The organism is Paraclostridium sp. AKS73, from assembly GCF_025671395.1.
Taxonomy (GTDB): domain Bacteria; phylum Bacillota; class Clostridia; order Peptostreptococcales; family Peptostreptococcaceae; genus Paraclostridium; species Paraclostridium benzoelyticum.
This window is the reverse complement of record NZ_JAIXHU010000001.1, coordinates 111,152-128,512: the sequence shown is the minus strand read 5'-3', so window position 1 is coordinate 128,512 and position 17,361 is coordinate 111,152. Positions and strand designations below refer to the sequence as shown.

Annotated in this window: 18 protein-coding genes and 4 pseudogenes; all 22 read right to left on the bottom strand. The window is 28.7% G+C overall.

Features of this window, described 5'->3' with window-relative positions; translation table 11 throughout:
- Positions 1 to 26 precede the first annotated feature (26 nt).
- A complete protein-coding gene (locus LEQ07_RS00745; RefSeq protein WP_021430102.1) occupies positions 27 to 173 on the bottom strand; it encodes a hypothetical protein in 147 nt (48 codons plus the stop codon).
- A gap of 128 nt (positions 174 to 301) precedes the next feature.
- Positions 302 to 538: a hypothetical protein gene (locus LEQ07_RS00740; protein ID WP_263329182.1), complete on the bottom strand. Its 237-nt coding sequence runs from the start codon at positions 536 to 538 to the stop codon at positions 302 to 304.
- Positions 539 to 579: 41 nt separating this feature from the next.
- Positions 580 to 807 carry a thiamine diphosphokinase gene (locus LEQ07_RS00735; protein ID WP_263329244.1) on the bottom strand — a complete coding sequence of 76 codons (228 nt, stop codon included), beginning with the start codon at positions 805 to 807 and terminating at the stop codon, positions 580 to 582.
- A gap of 17 nt (positions 808 to 824) precedes the next feature.
- Positions 825 to 950, bottom strand: a complete 126-nt coding sequence (locus LEQ07_RS00730) for a hypothetical protein (protein ID WP_263329181.1) — start codon at positions 948 to 950, stop codon at positions 825 to 827.
- 9 nt (positions 951 to 959) lie between these two features.
- Entirely contained in the window at positions 960 to 1,616 is a 657-nt protein-coding gene (rpe, locus tag LEQ07_RS00725) for a ribulose-phosphate 3-epimerase (RefSeq protein WP_046821540.1), read from the bottom strand.
- Positions 1,617 to 1,618: 2 nt separating this feature from the next.
- Positions 1,619 to 2,502: pseudogene (gene rsgA, locus LEQ07_RS00720) on the bottom strand (ribosome small subunit-dependent GTPase A).
- Positions 2,503 to 2,643: 141 nt separating this feature from the next.
- Positions 2,644 to 3,402, bottom strand: a complete 759-nt coding sequence (locus tag LEQ07_RS19965) for a PASTA domain-containing protein (RefSeq protein WP_317851977.1) — start codon at positions 3,400 to 3,402, stop codon at positions 2,644 to 2,646.
- A complete protein-coding gene (locus LEQ07_RS19960) occupies positions 3,371 to 4,471 on the bottom strand; it encodes a protein kinase domain-containing protein (protein WP_317851976.1) in 1,101 nt (366 codons plus the stop codon). Before LEQ07_RS19960 ends, LEQ07_RS19965 begins: the two co-directional genes overlap by 32 nt.
- A gap of 12 nt (positions 4,472 to 4,483) precedes the next feature.
- Positions 4,484 to 5,233, bottom strand: coding sequence for a Stp1/IreP family PP2C-type Ser/Thr phosphatase (locus tag LEQ07_RS00710; protein ID WP_046821537.1), 750 nt, complete (start codon positions 5,231 to 5,233; stop codon positions 4,484 to 4,486).
- A gap of 16 nt (positions 5,234 to 5,249) precedes the next feature.
- Positions 5,250 to 6,277, bottom strand: a pseudogene (gene rlmN / locus LEQ07_RS00705) (23S rRNA (adenine(2503)-C(2))-methyltransferase RlmN).
- Between the two features lie 8 nt (positions 6,278 to 6,285).
- Positions 6,286 to 7,611 (bottom strand): 16S rRNA (cytosine(967)-C(5))-methyltransferase RsmB, encoded by a 1,326-nt coding sequence (rsmB, locus tag LEQ07_RS00700; protein WP_263329180.1) that lies wholly within the window; start codon positions 7,609 to 7,611, stop codon positions 6,286 to 6,288.
- A gap of 58 nt (positions 7,612 to 7,669) precedes the next feature.
- A complete protein-coding gene (locus LEQ07_RS00695; RefSeq protein WP_408633616.1) occupies positions 7,670 to 8,368 on the bottom strand; it encodes a zinc metallopeptidase in 699 nt (232 codons plus the stop codon).
- A gap of 2 nt (positions 8,369 to 8,370) precedes the next feature.
- On the bottom strand, positions 8,371 to 9,105 hold the full coding sequence (locus tag LEQ07_RS00690; protein WP_317851975.1) for a DUF116 domain-containing protein: 735 nt from the start codon (positions 9,103 to 9,105) through the stop codon (positions 8,371 to 8,373).
- A 4-nt stretch (positions 9,106 to 9,109) separates the two neighbouring features.
- On the bottom strand, positions 9,110 to 10,042 hold the full coding sequence (gene fmt, locus LEQ07_RS00685) for a methionyl-tRNA formyltransferase (RefSeq protein WP_046822051.1): 933 nt from the start codon (positions 10,040 to 10,042) through the stop codon (positions 9,110 to 9,112).
- Positions 10,043 to 10,057: 15 nt separating this feature from the next.
- Complete coding sequence (gene def / locus LEQ07_RS00680) at positions 10,058 to 10,498, bottom strand: peptide deformylase (RefSeq protein WP_046822050.1); 441 nt, start codon at positions 10,496 to 10,498, stop codon at positions 10,058 to 10,060.
- A gap of 20 nt (positions 10,499 to 10,518) precedes the next feature.
- A pseudogene (gene priA / locus LEQ07_RS22760) lies at positions 10,519 to 12,970 on the bottom strand (primosomal protein N').
- Between the two features lie 130 nt (positions 12,971 to 13,100).
- Positions 13,101 to 14,300, bottom strand: a complete 1,200-nt coding sequence (coaBC, locus tag LEQ07_RS00660) for a bifunctional phosphopantothenoylcysteine decarboxylase/phosphopantothenate--cysteine ligase CoaBC (protein ID WP_263329176.1) — start codon at positions 14,298 to 14,300, stop codon at positions 13,101 to 13,103.
- A 4-nt stretch (positions 14,301 to 14,304) separates the two neighbouring features.
- On the bottom strand, positions 14,305 to 14,574 hold the full coding sequence (gene rpoZ / locus LEQ07_RS00655) for a DNA-directed RNA polymerase subunit omega (protein WP_021430086.1): 270 nt from the start codon (positions 14,572 to 14,574) through the stop codon (positions 14,305 to 14,307).
- A gap of 2 nt (positions 14,575 to 14,576) precedes the next feature.
- Positions 14,577 to 15,191 (bottom strand): guanylate kinase, encoded by a 615-nt coding sequence (gene gmk / locus LEQ07_RS00650; protein ID WP_046822048.1) that lies wholly within the window; start codon positions 15,189 to 15,191, stop codon positions 14,577 to 14,579.
- Between the two features lie 14 nt (positions 15,192 to 15,205).
- Positions 15,206 to 15,466 (bottom strand): extracellular matrix/biofilm regulator RemA, encoded by a 261-nt coding sequence (remA, locus tag LEQ07_RS00645; protein ID WP_021430041.1) that lies wholly within the window; start codon positions 15,464 to 15,466, stop codon positions 15,206 to 15,208.
- Between the two features lie 11 nt (positions 15,467 to 15,477).
- A complete protein-coding gene (locus LEQ07_RS00640) occupies positions 15,478 to 16,359 on the bottom strand; it encodes a YicC/YloC family endoribonuclease (protein ID WP_263329175.1) in 882 nt (293 codons plus the stop codon).
- Positions 16,360 to 16,362: 3 nt separating this feature from the next.
- Positions 16,363 to 17,192: pseudogene (gene dapF, locus LEQ07_RS00635) on the bottom strand (diaminopimelate epimerase).
- Positions 17,193 to 17,361: the final 169 nt, after the last annotated feature.

The following is a 17,361-nucleotide window of genomic DNA, read 5'->3' as shown; positions in this document are numbered from 1 at the left end:
TATCCCCCTTAAAAATAATATTTATTTTACATAAATAACATTACTCCACACCCTATAAGGACAATAGCTAGTAGTATCATCCACATCCAATTTGGAAGTATCAACGCTAAAATTACAGTTAATCCCGTTGCTAAGCATAAAATTCCAAGTAAATTTCTGTATTGATTCCTCAAACTATTCCCTCCTATAAATAACTTCCTACAATATCATATTCATGATTTCTTTTCTTTAATACAAATTACTAAAAATAGGCCAAGCTATACGATATTTTATTAAAAATATAGAGCCAGCATAGCTTAAACTATACTGGCTCTATATTTTTAACTATCAACAAAGTTCCTTTCTCGACAGTTATTCTACATTTATCACTTTCCATTACATTTGATACACCTATCGGATCTCCATATTCTATAGTTGCATCTTTAAGTGGGTATTCAAGACCTTCCAGAGTTATACCTGTCGTATCTCCATTAACAGGTATAACAGATATCGTATCTCCTTTTTTACCGAATATATCGATATACTCACTTTCTATCATATGTAAATCTTCTTTATTGTTTTTTATTACAGGATTTAACCCTAATTTTTTATATAATACATAAGGTTTATATTAGCAATAGTATGGTCTATACGCCCTCCTAATGCCCCTAGAAGGTCTATATCAACAACCCCTAATCCTTTAGCTAAATGTATACATAATTGAGTATCTGTTTCGTTTTTTCTTTCAGGGAATTTTTTAAAATCCACACCTTTTTCTTTGAAGTAGTTTTTAACTTTTAATTCTAAAGAATCTAAATCTCCTAATATATAATCCGGAACTACTTCTATTTTATATAAAAATTAGCTCCTCCATCTGCACAGATTATATAATCGTAATTTTCTTTATCAATTGTCTTTTTTAAAAAGTTTAAATCTTCTATTTTACCGTTTAATAAAATACACGCTTTCATAATATCCTCTTACTTAGATGCATTTAACCTGAACTCTTTAACAGTAGCTTCTATATCATCACTATTAAATATAGCTGAGCCTGCTACTATAACATTAGCTCCTGCTTTTACAACTTCGCTCACGTTTGAAGGTTTTATTCCTCCATCAACTTGTATATCTACATCTAATCCTTTTTCATCTATTAATGTTTTTAACTCTTTTATTTTATCTACCATAGTTCCTATAAATGATTGTCCCCCAAACCCTGGATTAACTGTCATTATAAGTACCATGTCTATATCATTTAGTATATATTTAATATTCTCTATAGGAGTTGCTGGGTTTAATGCAACACCAGCTTTAACATTAAATGATTTAATATTTTGTATAGTTCTATGTAAATGAGTACAAGCCTCTTCATGAACTACTATCATATCACATCCAGCATCTACAAAATCCTTTATGTAGTTATCTGGATTCTCTATCATTAAATGAGCATCAAATACCATATTTACATCTTTTCTTAATGATTTAACAATAGCTGGACCTAAAGTTATATTTGGAACAAAATGTCCATCCATAACATCTATATGTAAATATTCACAACCTGCTCTTTCCACTTTCTTAACATCCTCTAATAACCTTGCAAAATCTGCTGATAAAATTGACGGTGCCATCTTTATCATCTTTAATACCTCCTCTTTGATTGTCTCTTTTCTTTTAGCAATTGTAAGTAGCTTTCATATCTTTCTTTAGCTATTTTACTTTCATTTACCCCTTCTTTAACTCCACATATAGGCTCATTTTCATGCATACATCTTCCTCCGAATTTGCATCCATCTGAAAACTCATCAAATTCTATGAAGTATTCCTTTAATTCATCTTCTTCTATATCATCTAAAGTTAATGAACTAAATCCAGGAGTATCTGCTACCATACCTCCACATTCTAGCTTTAAAAGCTCTGCATGTCTTGTTGTATGTTTTCCTCTTTTTATTTTATCACTAACTTCACCTGTTTGCAGTTGAAATTTACTATCTATATTATTTAATAAAGTTGATTTTCCTACTCCAGAAGGACCCGCAAATACAACTATATTGCCTTTTAATTCCTCTTTTACCTTATCTATATTTATTTTAGCTTCATTACTAACGGGTATTACTTTATAACCACTCGTTTCATATATACTTTTTAATTTGTTTAGTTCTTCATCTGTAGCTAAATCAGCCTTTGTAAGTACTATAACAATATCTAAAGATTCTCTTTCTGCTAAAACTATAAATCTATCTAGTAATGATAAATTTGGATTTGGATTTTTATAGCAAATACAATTATCGCTTTATTTACATTAGCTATTGGAGGTCTTACTAATTCTGTATCTCTATCCTCTATTTCTTCAAGTACACCTTTTTTATTTTCCTCATCAATTATGTTTATTTTTACATTATCTCCTACTAAAGGAGTAATTTTTTCTTTTCTGAATATACCTCTAGCTCTACATTCGTATACCCCTTGATTTGTGTCTATATAATAAAATCCCCCAATACCTTTTGTAATAATTCCTTCTATCATTTAATTCCTCCTATAAAATTTAGTTAAACTTATAATTAATATTATCTATATTAATTTACATAAATATTACAAAAAAGTCCAATAATTATTAATCATTGGACTTTTTATAATTATTATTTATTACATGTTTAATTTAAACTACTAGTGTTTTGTTCCATTACTCGCATCTTGATGATTTGTAGCTTGGGGTGCAGGTGTTGATCCATCTCCGGATCCTTGATTTCCTGATCCGGAACTCCCGTCTCCTGTTCCTGATCCTCCTGTTCCCTGATCTCCTGATCCTTGATCTCCTGTTCCTGGATCAGTTGTTCCTCCTTCATTCCCAGATCCTCCTGTACCTGGGTCAGTTGGTTTTTCTGGTTCTGTTGGTTTTTCTGGTTCTGTTGGTTGCTCTGGTTCTGTTGGCTCTTCAGGTTTAGGTTCTGGCTTTTGTTGAGGTCCTTTACTAACTTCTACATTTACCTTATCTCCTGGCTTTATATTTCCAGAGTTTGGATTTTGAGCTACAACTATATCTTTAGCCTCATTACTATCTACATATTTTACATTTCCTAATTGCAATTTATTTTCTTTTAAAATATTTCCAGCTTCTCCTAACGTTTTACCTACAACACTCGGTATAGATGTTTGACTTTGACCCTTACTTATAGTTACAGTAATTGTATCTCCTGGATTAACTGGAGTTCCAGCATTTGGAGTTTGTGATATTACATGATTTTTCTCAACATTATCACTATATTCTTCTATACTAACCCTTACATTTAATCCCAAATCATCAGCTTTCTTTTGTGCTTCATCAAGTGCCATATTTATTAAATTCGGAGCAGTTCCTTCTGCTGTATCCTTATTTTTAAATCCTAAAGCAATTTTAGCTATAACTGCGATTTGTGTTATAAGCACCAAAGTTAAGACTATAGCTGCTATTTTCCATCTTTTTTACTTTTAGGATTATCCTCTTTTTATTCTTTTTCTTATTTTTTCTTGAAGAAGATTTAGTAGGAACTACATTGTCTAGTTCTTCTTCTACTTCATCATCTTCATATATATTTTGCGGTTTAGTTTCTGCTAATTTTAAAGCTTTATTTAACTCAGCTTCATCTATTTTTTGAGTAGCATAATTATCATATTCTTTTATAAAATCTAAATCTATATTTTTTTCTATATACTCGATATCTTCTATTAATTCATCTGCACCTTGATATCTATCATCACTAGACTTTGAAGTCAGTTTCTTTATTATATTCCTAACACTTTGAGGGATAGCAACTTTTTCTTCTTGAGTAAACTCTATCTCTTCATTTATATGTTGAAGTGCTATAGATATAGGACTTTCTCCCGTAAAAGGAACTCTTCCTATTATCATTTCGTATAGAACTATGCCTAAAGAATATAAGTCGGTTGTGTTTGAAACGAATTTACCTTTAGCTTGTTCTGGAGAAAAATAGTGCACAGAACCTATTACACTTCCAGTACTTGTTATAGTTGAACTCGATACAGCCTTAGCTATACCAAAGTCAGCAACTTTAACAATTCTACCTTCATTAGATATAAGTATGTTATGAGGTTTTATATCTCTATGTATAATCCCCTTTCTGTGTGCCGCACCTAATGCCTTTGCTATTTGCTTAGCTATATCTAATGCTGTATATTCATCTAAAGTACCTTCATTTTTTATTATATCTTTTAAGTTTTGTCCTTCTATTAGCTCCATTACTATGTAATGAACTTTTCCATCTTCTCCTACATCATATACATTTACAATATTAGGATGAGAAAGACTTGCAACGGCTTCGGCTTCTCTTTTAAATTTAGTTAAAAATTCTTCATCATCCACAAACTCCGGTCTTAAAACCTTTATGGCTACAGTTCTGTTTAAAAGCTTATCTCTAGCTTCATATACAAAAGCCATACCTCCATCGCCTATTTTTTTAATAATTTCATATCTATTACCTAAAACTGTTTCTCCCACTATATCACCATCCTAATTATAATTAACTAATATAACCGATACATTGTCTTTCCCTGATAGTTCATTAGCCTTATTTATTAAATTTTCAGCTATAACTTCTACTTCCTCATCTTTAGATATAATTTCATTTATTTCACTTTTATCTACAAATCCTGTTAATCCATCAGTAGCCAATAAAACTTTATCATCTTTATTGATATCTTTTTTATAAATATCAACGAGTATAATTTGTTCCGTTCCAAGAGCTCTTGTTATAATATTTCTATTTGGATGTGTTTTTGCTTCTTCTTCAGTTATAGCATGTTTTTCTATAAGTTCTTCGACTAAGGAATGATCTTTTGTAATTTTTTCAAACTCTCCATCATGTAGCATATAACATCTACTATCTCCTACATTCGCAATATACACTTTGCCTTTATGTATTATTACAGTTGTTAATGTAGTTCCCATACCAGTACATATTTCATCATCTTTAGACTTTTTGTATATTATAGAGTTTACGTTATTATAAGCTTGTTTAAGAATATCATCTATATAATTTATTTTTACAAATTCATTTTGAACCAAGTTATTTTTCAAAAATTTCACTATATTTTCTACAGCTAATTCACTTGCAACTTCACCCTTATTATGGCCACCCATACCGTCAGCTATTGCAAATATTCCTATATCTCCCGAATTTGTTGATATAATTTCACCTTTGCAATAGTCTTCGTTATTTTTTCTTATTCTTCCAATATGGGAAATACAACTATATTTCATAATTTTCCCCCTTCATCTATTTGTGTTTTCTTCTTAATTGACCACAAGCTCCATTTATATCCGCTCCCATTTCTCTTCTTATAGTAGCTGGTATATTTTTTCATTTAACATATCTCTAAATTTATATACATAAGTTTTATCTGGTTTTTCATAATCTCTTTCTTCCACTTTGTTTATAGGTATTAAATTAACATGACATAACATACCCTTTAAAATTTTAGATAATTGATTAGCATCATCTATAGAGTCATTCACACCTTTTATTAATGAATACTCAAACGTAACCCTTCTATTAGTACTTTCTATATAGTATTTACACGCATCTATAACTTCTTTTATTGAATATGCATTTGCTATTGGCATTATCTCTTTTCTTGATTTATCAAAAGGAGAATGCAGTGACAACGCTAAATTTATAGGAATTTTCAAATCTGCTAATTCATACATTTTAGGAACTACTCCACATGTTGATAATGTAATATGTCTATATCCTATATTAAGCCCATTCTTTTCATTTACTAGTTTTAAAAACTGCTTAGTATTATCAAAGTTATCAAGAGGCTCACCACTTCCCATCAATACAATATTTGACACTCTTTTACCTATATCCTCTTGAATTTGTATTATTTGATCTAATATTTCCCAAGGTTCTAAATTCCTTAGTAATCCATCTATAGTAGATGCGCAAAATCTACATCCCATTCTACATCCAACTTGATTTGATATACATACGGTTACGCCATGTTCATATTCCATCATTACACTTTCTATTATATTCCCATCATTAAGTAAAAATAAATACTTTCTAGTTCCATCAATTTTAGATTCTAATTTTAATTCAACATCTAAATTTCCTATATATGAAACCTCCTCTAATTTTTCCCTTAGAGCTTTTGGTATATTATTCATATCATCAAAAGATTTTGCTCCTTTATAAATCCAGCTAAATATTTGAGATCCTCTGAAAGCTTTCTCTCCTATACTTTTTAAAAACTCTTTTATTTCTTCTTCAGTTAAATTTTTTAAACATGTCTTATTATCCATATAATTGCCTACCTTACTCTCTTAAGTTTTGCTATAAAAAATCCATCCATCCCGTGTATATTTGGATAAATTTTTATATATCCTTTATCTTGATTATCTAAATCAATCTTAACTTCATCAATAGGTTCTAATTCAAATTTTTCATTATCTTGTAAGAATTTATTAATTATATCTATATTTTCTTCATCATGTATAGTACAAGTACTATATATTAAGTGACCACCAACTTTAACATACTTAGCTGCATTATTTAAAATAGTGCCTTGTATAACCGGTAAGTCTTTAATTTCTTCTTCTTTTTTAAACTTTATCTCTGGTTTTCTTTTTATTATTCCCATTCCAGAACAAGGAACATCCGATACTACATAATCGAATTTACCTATACTATTTCCATCTATTTCTAAGGCATCGAAATTTTCTACTTTTACATTTTTTAGTCCCAGTCTTCTAACAGTATTGTTTATAAGTTTTAGTTTATGTTCAAATACATCTCTTGCTATAACTTGTCCAGTGTTATTCATTAAAGTAGCTAAATGTGTTGTTTTACCTCCTGGTGCACTGCACATATCTAAAACTAAACTACCTTCTTTAGGATTAGTTACTTTACCTACAAGCATAGAACTTATATCTTGAACTGTGAAAAGACCATCCTTAAATAACTTATTTCCTTCTATATTTTTAAGATTTTGTACCATTATAGCTTCATCAATTCCATTAACTTTACTGCATACAATTCCTTGAGCCTTTAACTTTTCGATTAATTCTTCTTTGCTTATTTTAGTTGTATTTACTCTTATATATAAATTAGGTTTTTCAGAATTAGCTTCTAATAAATCCTCTGTAAATTCTTCTCCAAATACATTCATCCACTTTTGAATTATCCATGGGCTATATGAATACTTTATAGATAAAGTATCTACATTATTTTCTTTTTCTATATCCATTATAGTCTCTTTGTTTCTTAGTACATTTCTAAGTATAGCATTCACAAATCCAGATGACTTTTTATCATATTTTTTAATAAGAGAAACGCTCTCGTTTACTGCTGCATGCTCTTTTATGCTATCTAAAAATAGTATTTGATAAATTCCTAACCATAATGATATTTTAACATAGGTTGACATTTTTTTGGATTTTATCTTAGATAATTTATCTATTATATAATTTAAATAATATTTATTTTCTATAATTCCATAAATAAGTTCTGTTGCAAGACCTTTTTCCTGATCACTTATATTTACGTTTTTAAAATTTTTGTTAATAGATAAATTTGAATAATTTTTATTTCTTTCTATATCGTATAGTGTTTTAAATGCTAATTCTCTTGCGTTCATTAAATACCTCCATATATTTAAATAGAAAAAGTCCTAGAAACCCCTAGGACAATCTCTATTAATCATCACGTCTTTGTGATATTGCAATTAATCTTAATAATTGAAGCACTGATGCTAATGCTGCTGCAACATATGTCAAAGCAGCTGCTGTTAGTACTTCTCTCCCTTGTTTTATCTCTTTTCCTTCTAATATACCTTCATTCCCAATTTGAACCATAGCTCTACTAGATGCATTGAATTCTACTGGTAAGGTAATTATTTGGAATAATACAGATGCTGAAAATAATAATATCCCAATTTTTAAGAAAGGACCTGTCATAAATAATCCTATGAATATTAAAAACCAAGATATATTAGACGCAAAATTTACTACAGGAACTAAACTGCTTCTCATTTGAAGAGGCGCATATCCCTTAGCATGTTGAATTGCATGCCCACATTCATGTGCTGCAACCGAAACAGAAGTAATAGATGTCCCATAGTAAACATCTTGTGATAACCTAACTACATTACTTCTTGGATCATAGTGGTCACTAAGACTTCCTCTAACCATTTCAACATTAACATTATAAAGTCCATTTGCATCTAATATTTTTCTAGCCGTTTGTTCTCCTGTATAACCTAATCTACTTTGAACTCTAAAATATCTACTTGTTGTACTACTTACTTTGAACTGAGCATACATAGTAAATAATATACCTGGTATTAAAATAAACAATGTCGGATCAAACATATATCCATAGCCATAGTGCATCATATTTAACACTCTCCTATAAAGAATTTTATTGCATTTTCAACTTCATTTGCATCAATTTTTGTATCTACGCAAGGCCCATTAGGTCTTTTGTTAAATACTCCTAAAACGGGTACTTGTCTTATATCTTGTACTCCTGCAGTTAAATCTCTTTCGCAAGCTACAGCAACTACAGCCTTAGGTCTAGTTTCTTTTATTTTCTTTCTAGCTAATGTACCTCCAGTTGCTATAAATACATGTACATTGTACTTATCTTGTAAATCTATTAAATCTTTTACATTACAAAGTCCACAACTTTTGCAGTTTCTTACATTTGTAGTTATCTTTAACTTACATTCACTTTTTTGAATACAATGTGGTATTAAAATAAGTATGTCTTCAGCCTTTATCTTATACCTATTACTATATATATAATTATTATTTAATTTTATATATACTTTTCTTATTTCATCTTTAGGCACATTTAAAGTATTTCCTAAAACAATAAGTACAGGATATAAAAAGCTAACTATACTAAAGTTAAATTTCATTATATATTTATTTACTTTTTTATCATTTATAACCATATAGGTAACTAAAGTTGAAAATATAGTAATAATTAATAATAATATTATTACCCCATTTACTAATAAAGAAAATATATTTTCAAGACTATTCATAAAAATATTTAATCCCACCAATAAAAATAGTAATATTCCTATTAAAAACACCGTAGTTGTCATGTATTTTTTGAAATTCATAATTTTAACTTCCTAATATAATATCTGTGTTTATATTGTTTCCTTTTATATATTCAGGCACTTCCATTCTTTTCTTTCCAGATATTTGAATCTCTTTAATTTGAACTATTCCTTCACTTGTAGACACATTTATTCCTTCTTTGTCTACACTAATTATAGTCCCAGGTTGTTTATCACTGTTTTTATTAATAACTTTAGTTTTCCATACTTTCATAGTTTGCCCTTCATAAGTTGTATAAGCACTAGGCCATGGATTTATTCCTCTTACAAGGTTATGTATTTCTATAGCCGATTTATTCCAGTCTATATTTCCTAGTGACTTATTCATTATAGGCGAATAACAAGTGTCTTCATTACTTTGCTTTTCTCTAGGAGCCTCACCTTTTTTTATTAAATCTATAGTTTCTTTTAAAAGTTTAGCTCCATCTATCATCATTTTGTCATGAAGCTCCCCTGCAGTTATTTCATCGTCTAAAGCTATTTCACTTTTTAATATCATATCTCCAGTATCAAGACCTTCATCCATATACATTGTAGTTACACCTGTTTTTTCTTCTCCATTTATTATAACCCAATTTAAAGGAGCTGCTCCCCTGTATCTTGGTAGTAAAGAAGCATGTACATTAACACATCCATATTTAGGTATATCTAAAATACTCTTTGGAAGTATTTGTCCAAAAGCTACAACCACTATAAGTTCTGGGTTCATTTCTTTTAATGTGTCAACAAATGATTCTTCCCTAGCTTTTAAAGGTTGATATACTGGTATGTCATATTTTAGAGCTAATTCCTTTACTGGCGGCATAGCTAATTTTTTACCTCTACCCTTAGGTTTATCTGGTTGAGTAACTACTCCAATAACTTCGTGACCTTCATCTATTATTTTCTGTAAGCATGGAACTGCAAATTCTGGAGTTCCCATAAATACTATTTTCATATTTTTCAACTCCTACTACTTCTCAATTTTATCTACAAATAATATACCATCTAAATGATCTATTTCATGGCAAAATGCTCTTGCTAAAAGTTCTTCACCTTCGATTTCAAATATTTCACCTTTTCTATTCATAGCTCTAACTTTTGCATAATATGGTCTTGTTACAGGCCCACATTCATTTACAACACTTAAACATCCTTCATCATCAGTTTGAGTTCCAGAAGTTTCTATTATTTCTGGATTTATTAGTTCTATAATCCCATCACCTATATCTATTACAGCTATTCTTTTTAATATTCCAACTTGAGGAGCTGCAAGTCCTACTCCATCTGCCTCATACATAGTGTCTGCCATATCATCTAATAATTGAATTATCTTATCATCAATTTTTTCAACATGTTTACATTTCTTTCTTAATACAGGTTCTCCTATTTGAACTATTTGTCTTAACGCCATTTTATATTCCTCCTAAAATTTTATAATACACTATAAGGATTTATATCGATTGATATATTTATGTCCTTATCAAAAACTACATCGCGCTTAGTTATACATATATATTTTATTATACCCTTTAATAGATTAATTTCAATATCATCATCTTTAAATAGTATTTGCCATCTAAAATTTTGATTTATCTTGCTTATCGAGCAAGGATTTGGGCCTAATATGAACTCTAAATTGCTTATACCTCGTTCTCTTAGTAGATATACTAATGAACTATACATTTTTCTAGCATTTTTCTCTACCTTAGCATTATCTTTTCCACTAATTACAACACTAATCATATTATTAAAAGGAGAATATTCAAATGCTTTTCTTATTTTAATTTCATCTTCATAAAATCCTTTAAAATCATATTTTATAGCATGTCTAATTGCATAATGGTCAGTATCGTATGTTTGTAATATAACTTTACCTTCTTTTTCAGATCGCCCTGCTCTTCCTGCTACTTGAGTTATTAACTGGAATGTCGTTTCTGAACTTCTAAAGTCAGGGAATTTCAAAATCATATCTGCAGATAAAATTCCCACCAAAGTAACATTTTCAAAATCCAAACCTTTACTAAGCATTTGAGTTCCTATTAACACATCTGCTTTCTTATTTTTAAAATCATTCAGTATATTTTCGAATTCACCTTTCCTAGATGTTGTATCCTTATCTAACCTTAATATATTTATATTAGGAAAAATTAATTTTATTTCTTCTTCTATTTTTTGAGTTCCTATTCCAAATGGTTTTATATATTTACTTTTACACTCTGGACATTCTTTTGGAATTTCTTTTTCATATCCACAATAATGACATTTTCCAGTATTATTTTTTTTATGATATGTAAGAGATATATCACAATTTTCACAAGTAAATACATAGCCACATTTTCTACAAGAAACAAAGTTCGAAAATCCTCTTCTGTTTAAAAATAATATAACTTGATTTCCACAATTTAAAGCGCTTTGTATTTCAACTTTTAACTTATTACTAAATATACTTTTATTACCTACCATCAGCTCTTCTTTCATATCTACAACTTCGATTTTAGGCATAGGCTTTTTATTTGCTCTTTGATTTATTTCTAGTAATTTATATTCTCCATTTAATGCATTGAAATATTCTTCAACAGATGGAGTCGCTGACCCTAAAACTAAAGAAACATCTCTTTTGTTAGCTATATATTTAGCAACATCTATAGAGTTAAACTTTGGATTCTTCTCAGACTTATACGCACCTTCATGAAATTCATCTATAATTATAACTCCAAGGCTTGTAAATGGAGCAAATAAAGCCGATCTAGCCCCAATAAGTATCCTTATTTTCCCCTCTTTTATCTGTTTATACACATCATGTTTTTCACCTTCTGATAACTGACTATGAAAAACTCCAACTATGTCTCCAAATTTATTTTTAAATCTTGATATAGTCTGTGGTGTTAGTGAAATTTCTGGGACTAAAACAATACTATCTAACCCTTGGCTTAAGGAATACTCTATGATCTCCATATATACTTCTGTCTTTCCACTTCCAGTTACTCCGTGTATCATATATGGTTTTTTATTTTCTTCAAACATTTCGCTTTTTATAATATTTACCGTATTTAATTGTTCTTCATTTAAATTTATTTTTTTATCCTCTACAGAATATATCTCTTTAGGTTTTCTATATAAATCTATTTCTTCAATACATACAAGACCTTTTTCTTCTAATTTTAATATACTTTGTCTACATGAGGGGAATACATCATTTATTTTACTTAATTCAATAGGTTTCTTTTCTTGTACAAACTTAATAAGTTCTTTTTGTTTACTTCCTAGTCTTATCTTATTCTCTTTTATATACCTATCAATATCATTTATATTTTTAGAAATTGATATAATATAATCTTTTTCTCATTTTTATGGTTTTTGTATTCCCATTTTACATCTATAATATTTTTTCTGTAGTTTATATATTAAGTTATTTAAATTGGGTACTTTCTTTATTTTTCAAGTTTTATACATCCATGATTTTCTTTAATTATTTTTATTAAATTCATTTCACTATCACTTAAATTATCTAGATCATCATTTATAAGATTTAAAACTTTATAATTATTTAACTTATAGCCTTTTGGATACAATAAGTTTATGCAATCTATATAAGTACATAAGTATTTATTTCTCATCCATCCAATTAAACTTATATCATCTTTTGAAAAATCGGCTCTTCATCTAATATATCTACTACTTTTTTAGTCTTTATATCTTCATCTAATTCGCTCACAATATCAAATACAAATGCTTCTACTGGCTTATTATAAATTCCAAAAGGAACTAATACTCTATGCCCAATTTTTATATTTTCATTTAAAAATTCAGGGATTTCATATGTAAATAAATTGTCAGTGTATATAGAGTTATTTCTCACTATCACTTTTGCAAATCGCTTCATAATTTAACCTCTATTTCAAATTTATATCGTTATTATCATTTACAGTAAGTTCATTCTTTATAAGTCCATATATTGTGTCTATTTCATTTGCCTATAAATGAAAATTAAGCATCTATATAAATATAGATGCTTATTTGTTTAATAGAGTTTTTATTTTGTCTAAGATAACATCTGCTACCTCTTCTTTTTTCATTTTAGGATGTTCTTGTACAACACCCTCTCTATCTATAACCTTAACTATATTGGTATCAACACCAAATCCAGCACCATCTTGAGTTAAGTCATTTGCTACGATAAAATCTAAATTTTTCTTTTGAATTTTATTTTTAGCATTTTCTAATAAATCATTAGTTTCTGCTGCAAATCCAACTAAAATTTTATTATTTTTTATTTTTCCTAATTCTAAAGCAATATCTTTAGTTCTATCTAATCTTATACTTAAATCATCATCAGATTTTTTTATTTTATTATCTGAATATTCCTTAGGTCTATAATCTGCAACTGCAGCACTCTTTATAATAACTTGATTTTCATCCATATTTTCTAAAACAGCATTATACATATCTTCAGCTGATTCTATTTGAATAAATTTCTTTAAATTCTGAGGTGGAACTATATTTGTAGGCCCAGATACTAAAGTTACATCCGCTCCTCTTTCTATTGCCTTTTTAGCTATAGAGTATCCCATTTTTCCAGTTGATCTATTCGTTATGTATCTTACTGGATCAATACTTTCAACTGTAGGTCCAGCAGTTATTATCATGCTAGTTCCTTCTAAGTCTTTCTTAATTTCTAAAAGTTCAATTATACTATTGAAAATAGTATCAACAGATGCAAGTTTTCCTGATCCTATATCTCCACAAGCTAATCTTCCGCTTTCTGGTTCTACAAACTTATAATCTAAATCTTTTAAAGTTTGTATATTTCTTTGTACAACAGGATTTTCATACATGTTAGTATTCATAGCTGGAGCTATAAGAACTTTTGCTTTTGTAGCCATAATAGTCGTAGTCAACATATCGTCTGCAATGCCATTAGCTACTTTTCCTATAACATTTGCAGTAGCTGGAGCTAATACAAATACATCTGCTTTCTTAGCTAATGATATATGTTCTACATCCCAAGTTTTTGGAGATTCAAACATATCTTCAACTACATAATTTTGACTTAATGTCTGAAATGTAAGTGGAGCTACAAATTCTGTTGCTGATTTAGTCATTATTACATGTACATTTACACCTGTTTTTTTCAACTTGCTAACTAAGTCACAAGCCTTATAAACAGCTATTCCTCCACATACGCCTATAACAACAGTCTTATCTTTTAACATTATATTACTCCTCTATTATATTTTGAGTTTGAGCTAATAAGTGCTTAGCTTCTTCTATTTCTATTTCTTCCTCAGTTAATTTTCTAAATGATATTTTTCTATCTGCAACTTCTTGAGTAGCTAAAGTAACAGGCTTTATTTCTTGATGCTTAGTAGTAGGAACGTATGGAGTAGCTCCATCTATTAATTCTCTAGATCTTTTAGCTACAGTTACTACTAAGTAGTATCTATTATCTATTTGGTTTAATACCTCGTTTATTGATGGTTTTATCATTCTTATAATTCCTCCTTGAATTTCTTTATTATATTATCTTTGTATCTATAAACTTTATTTTTTTCAGCTGATATTATATGTTCTAATTCTTGAGCTGAATTTTTCACATCTTTATTTACTATAAAGTAATCATAATTTTCTATTTGACATATTTCATCCATTGCACAACTAAATCTTTTATTTATTTGCTCTTGAGTTTCTGTTCCTCTTCCAACTATTCTGTTTTTAAGTTCGTCAAGAGATGGAGGAAGTATAAATATGAATACCCCTTCTGGATAAACTTCTTTTATTTGTCTAGCTCCTTGCATTTCTATTTCTAAAACAACGTCATGTCCATTTTCTAGATTTTCTAAAATTGCAGCTTTAGGTGTACCATAAAAATTATCATATATTTGAGCATGCTCTAACAGTTCATTATTAACTATCATTGATTTAAACTTATCTTTAGTTACAAAGAAATAGTTAACTCCATCTACTTCGCCTTCTCTTGGATTTCTTGTAGTAGCTGAAACTGATAATTTTACATCCTCATTATTATTTAAAAATTCTTTACATATAGTTCCTTTTCCTGCTCCTGACGGTCCAGAAACAACTAGCAATAAACCTTTCCTCTTCATCTATATCTTCCTTTCTAATTCTCTATATTATCATCTTTGTCTGTGAATCTATGTGCTACAGTTTCTGGTTGTACCGATGATAATATTATATACTGACTATCAGTTATTATAACTGCTCTAGTCTTTCTACCATAAGTAGCATCAATTAATCTTCCATTTTCTTTACTCTCTTGTATTAATCTTCTTATAGGAGCTGATTCTGGACTTACTATAGCAACTACCTTGTTAGCCATAACTACATTCCCATATCCTATATTTATAAGGTTCGTACTCATAAACGCATCTCCTATTCTATGTTTTGTATCTGTTCTCTTATTTTCTCTAGTTCGCTTTTTACTTCAACAACTAAATTAGTTATATTTAAATCAGATGATTTTGATCCTATAGTATTAGTTTCTCTGTTCATCTCTTGTATTAAAAAGTCTATTTTTCTTCCTATAGACTCATCTTTATGTATAGCTTTTTTAAGTTGTATTATATGACTTTTAAATCTTACTATTTCTTCTGTTATACTGCATTTATCTGCATATATAGCAACTTCTTGAGCCAATCTATTTTCATCTACAAGACTTGGGTTTTCTAAAATTTCAGCTATTCTTCCGTTTAATTTTTCTTTATATTCATTAACAACATTATATGAGTAGCTTTCTATTTGTTCAATATAATCTTTTAACAAATCACATCTCATATCTATATCATTAGCAAGTTTTAAGCCTTCTTCAACCCTCATATCTTTTAACTTAACTAAACAGTCATTTAATGCATCCCTTAGCATTAACCATAATAAATCTTCATCTTCTTCTTTTTCTTCACTTTTTATTATATCAGGGAATTTTGCTATATTCATAACTGTTATATCATCTTGTAAGTTAAATGTGTCTTTTATATTATTTAATATATTTACATACTCAGATGCTAACTTCTCATCAAATTTTAAGTTTACATCTTCACTACCTACTAAGTCAAGTTTTATATATAAATCGACTCTACCTCTTTTTATATAATCTTTGACTACATTTCTTATTTTATCCTCTAGAAAAGATATTTTTCTAGGAAGACGTGTGTTTATATCTACGTACTTATGGTTTATAGTTCTACATTCTACTGTAAAATGATAGTTATCATTTTTGTATTCGCCTCTTCCAAAACCTGTCATACTAATAGCCATATGCTATACCTCCAAAGTTCCTTCACATATTTTAACTGCATTTCCTATCATATATACATCATCAAGAAGCTCTATCCTTACGCTTCCACCTTCTGATTTTACATTAACTATTTCATTAGTTTTACCTAAATAGTTAGCTAAAATTACAGAAGCTGTCATACCTGTCCCACATCCTAGAGTATATCCGCATCCTCTTTCCCATGTGTATACATGTATATTATCTTTATCATCAACTTTAACAAAATTAACATTAGTTTTATTTGGGAAAATTTCATTTTCTTCTATAAGTTTTCCATATTTATATATATCTTCTTTTATAAGTTCATCTACGAATACAATAGTATGTGGCACTCCCATTAGAATTGAACTTACTTCTACTTCTTTATTATCTATTAATAACTTTTCTTTTATAAAGACTTCTTTATTTGTATTTACTGGAATGTTTTTTGGATTGAAATTTGGTTTTCCCATATTTACTCTTATAGTATAATTTTTTTCACTTTCTATATTTAAAGATATTTTTTTTATTCCGTCAAGTGTGTATACACTAAATTCTGTATCTTTTACTATGTTATTGTCATACACAAACTTACAAAAACATCTTAATCCATTTCCACACATATTAGCTCTTGATCCATCAGAATTATAATATACCATTCTACATCAGATATATCAGAGGTTTTAACTACTAGTAGTCCATCAGCTCCAACGCCAAATCTTCTATGACAAACTTTTTTAGCTAAATCTGAGTAGTCGTTAGAATCTTTATTATCAAACCTACCGTCAATTGCTATAAAATCATTTCCGACTCCATGTAATTTCCAGAAGTTCATTTATATCCCCCCTATAAAATTGAATTCTTAGCTTATTATACAATATTTTGTTCATAAAAGGAAATTATATTGAGTGTAAACTCTATATTATTTTAGACTATATTCTCAATATTATATTCACATTATTATTTATATGTGTAATAATTTACTTACTTAATAAATTTTGAAA

Excerpts from the sequence above, each read along its gene's own strand:
- gmk (WP_046822048.1), bottom strand. The coding sequence starts at position 15,191 with ATGAAGAGGAAAGGTTTATTGCTAGTTGTTTCTGGACCGTCAGGAGCA.
- rpoZ (WP_021430086.1), bottom strand. The coding sequence starts at position 14,574 with ATGATAAAACCATCAATAAACGAGGTATTAAACCAAATAGATAATAGA.
- def (WP_046822050.1), bottom strand. The coding sequence starts at position 10,498 with ATGGCGTTAAGACAAATAGTTCAAATAGGAGAACCTGTATTAAGAAAG.
- LEQ07_RS00710 (WP_046821537.1), bottom strand. The coding sequence starts at position 5,233 with ATGAAATATAGTTGTATTTCCCATATTGGAAGAATAAGAAAAAATAAC.
- LEQ07_RS00730 (WP_263329181.1), bottom strand. The coding sequence starts at position 950 with ATGAAAGCGTGTATTTTATTAAACGGTAAAATAGAAGATTTAAACTTT.
- coaBC (WP_263329176.1), bottom strand. The coding sequence starts at position 14,300 with ATGTTAAAAGATAAGACTGTTGTTATAGGCGTATGTGGAGGAATAGCT.
- LEQ07_RS00740 (WP_263329182.1), bottom strand. The coding sequence starts at position 538 with ATGATAGAAAGTGAGTATATCGATATATTCGGTAAAAAAGGAGATACG.
- rpe (WP_046821540.1), bottom strand. The coding sequence starts at position 1,616 with ATGATAAAGATGGCACCGTCAATTTTATCAGCAGATTTTGCAAGGTTA.
- rsmB (WP_263329180.1), bottom strand. The coding sequence starts at position 7,611 with ATGAACGCAAGAGAATTAGCATTTAAAACACTATACGATATAGAAAGA.
- LEQ07_RS00690 (WP_317851975.1), bottom strand. The coding sequence starts at position 9,105 with ATGAATTTCAAAAAATACATGACAACTACGGTGTTTTTAATAGGAATA.
- LEQ07_RS00695 (WP_408633616.1), bottom strand. The coding sequence starts at position 8,368 with ATGATGCACTATGGCTATGGATATATGTTTGATCCGACATTGTTTATT.
- remA (WP_021430041.1), bottom strand. The coding sequence starts at position 15,466 with ATGAGTACGAACCTTATAAATATAGGATATGGGAATGTAGTTATGGCT.
- LEQ07_RS00640 (WP_263329175.1), bottom strand. The coding sequence starts at position 16,359 with ATGGCTATTAGTATGACAGGTTTTGGAAGAGGCGAATACAAAAATGAT.
- fmt (WP_046822051.1), bottom strand. The coding sequence starts at position 10,042 with ATGAAAATAGTATTTATGGGAACTCCAGAATTTGCAGTTCCATGCTTA.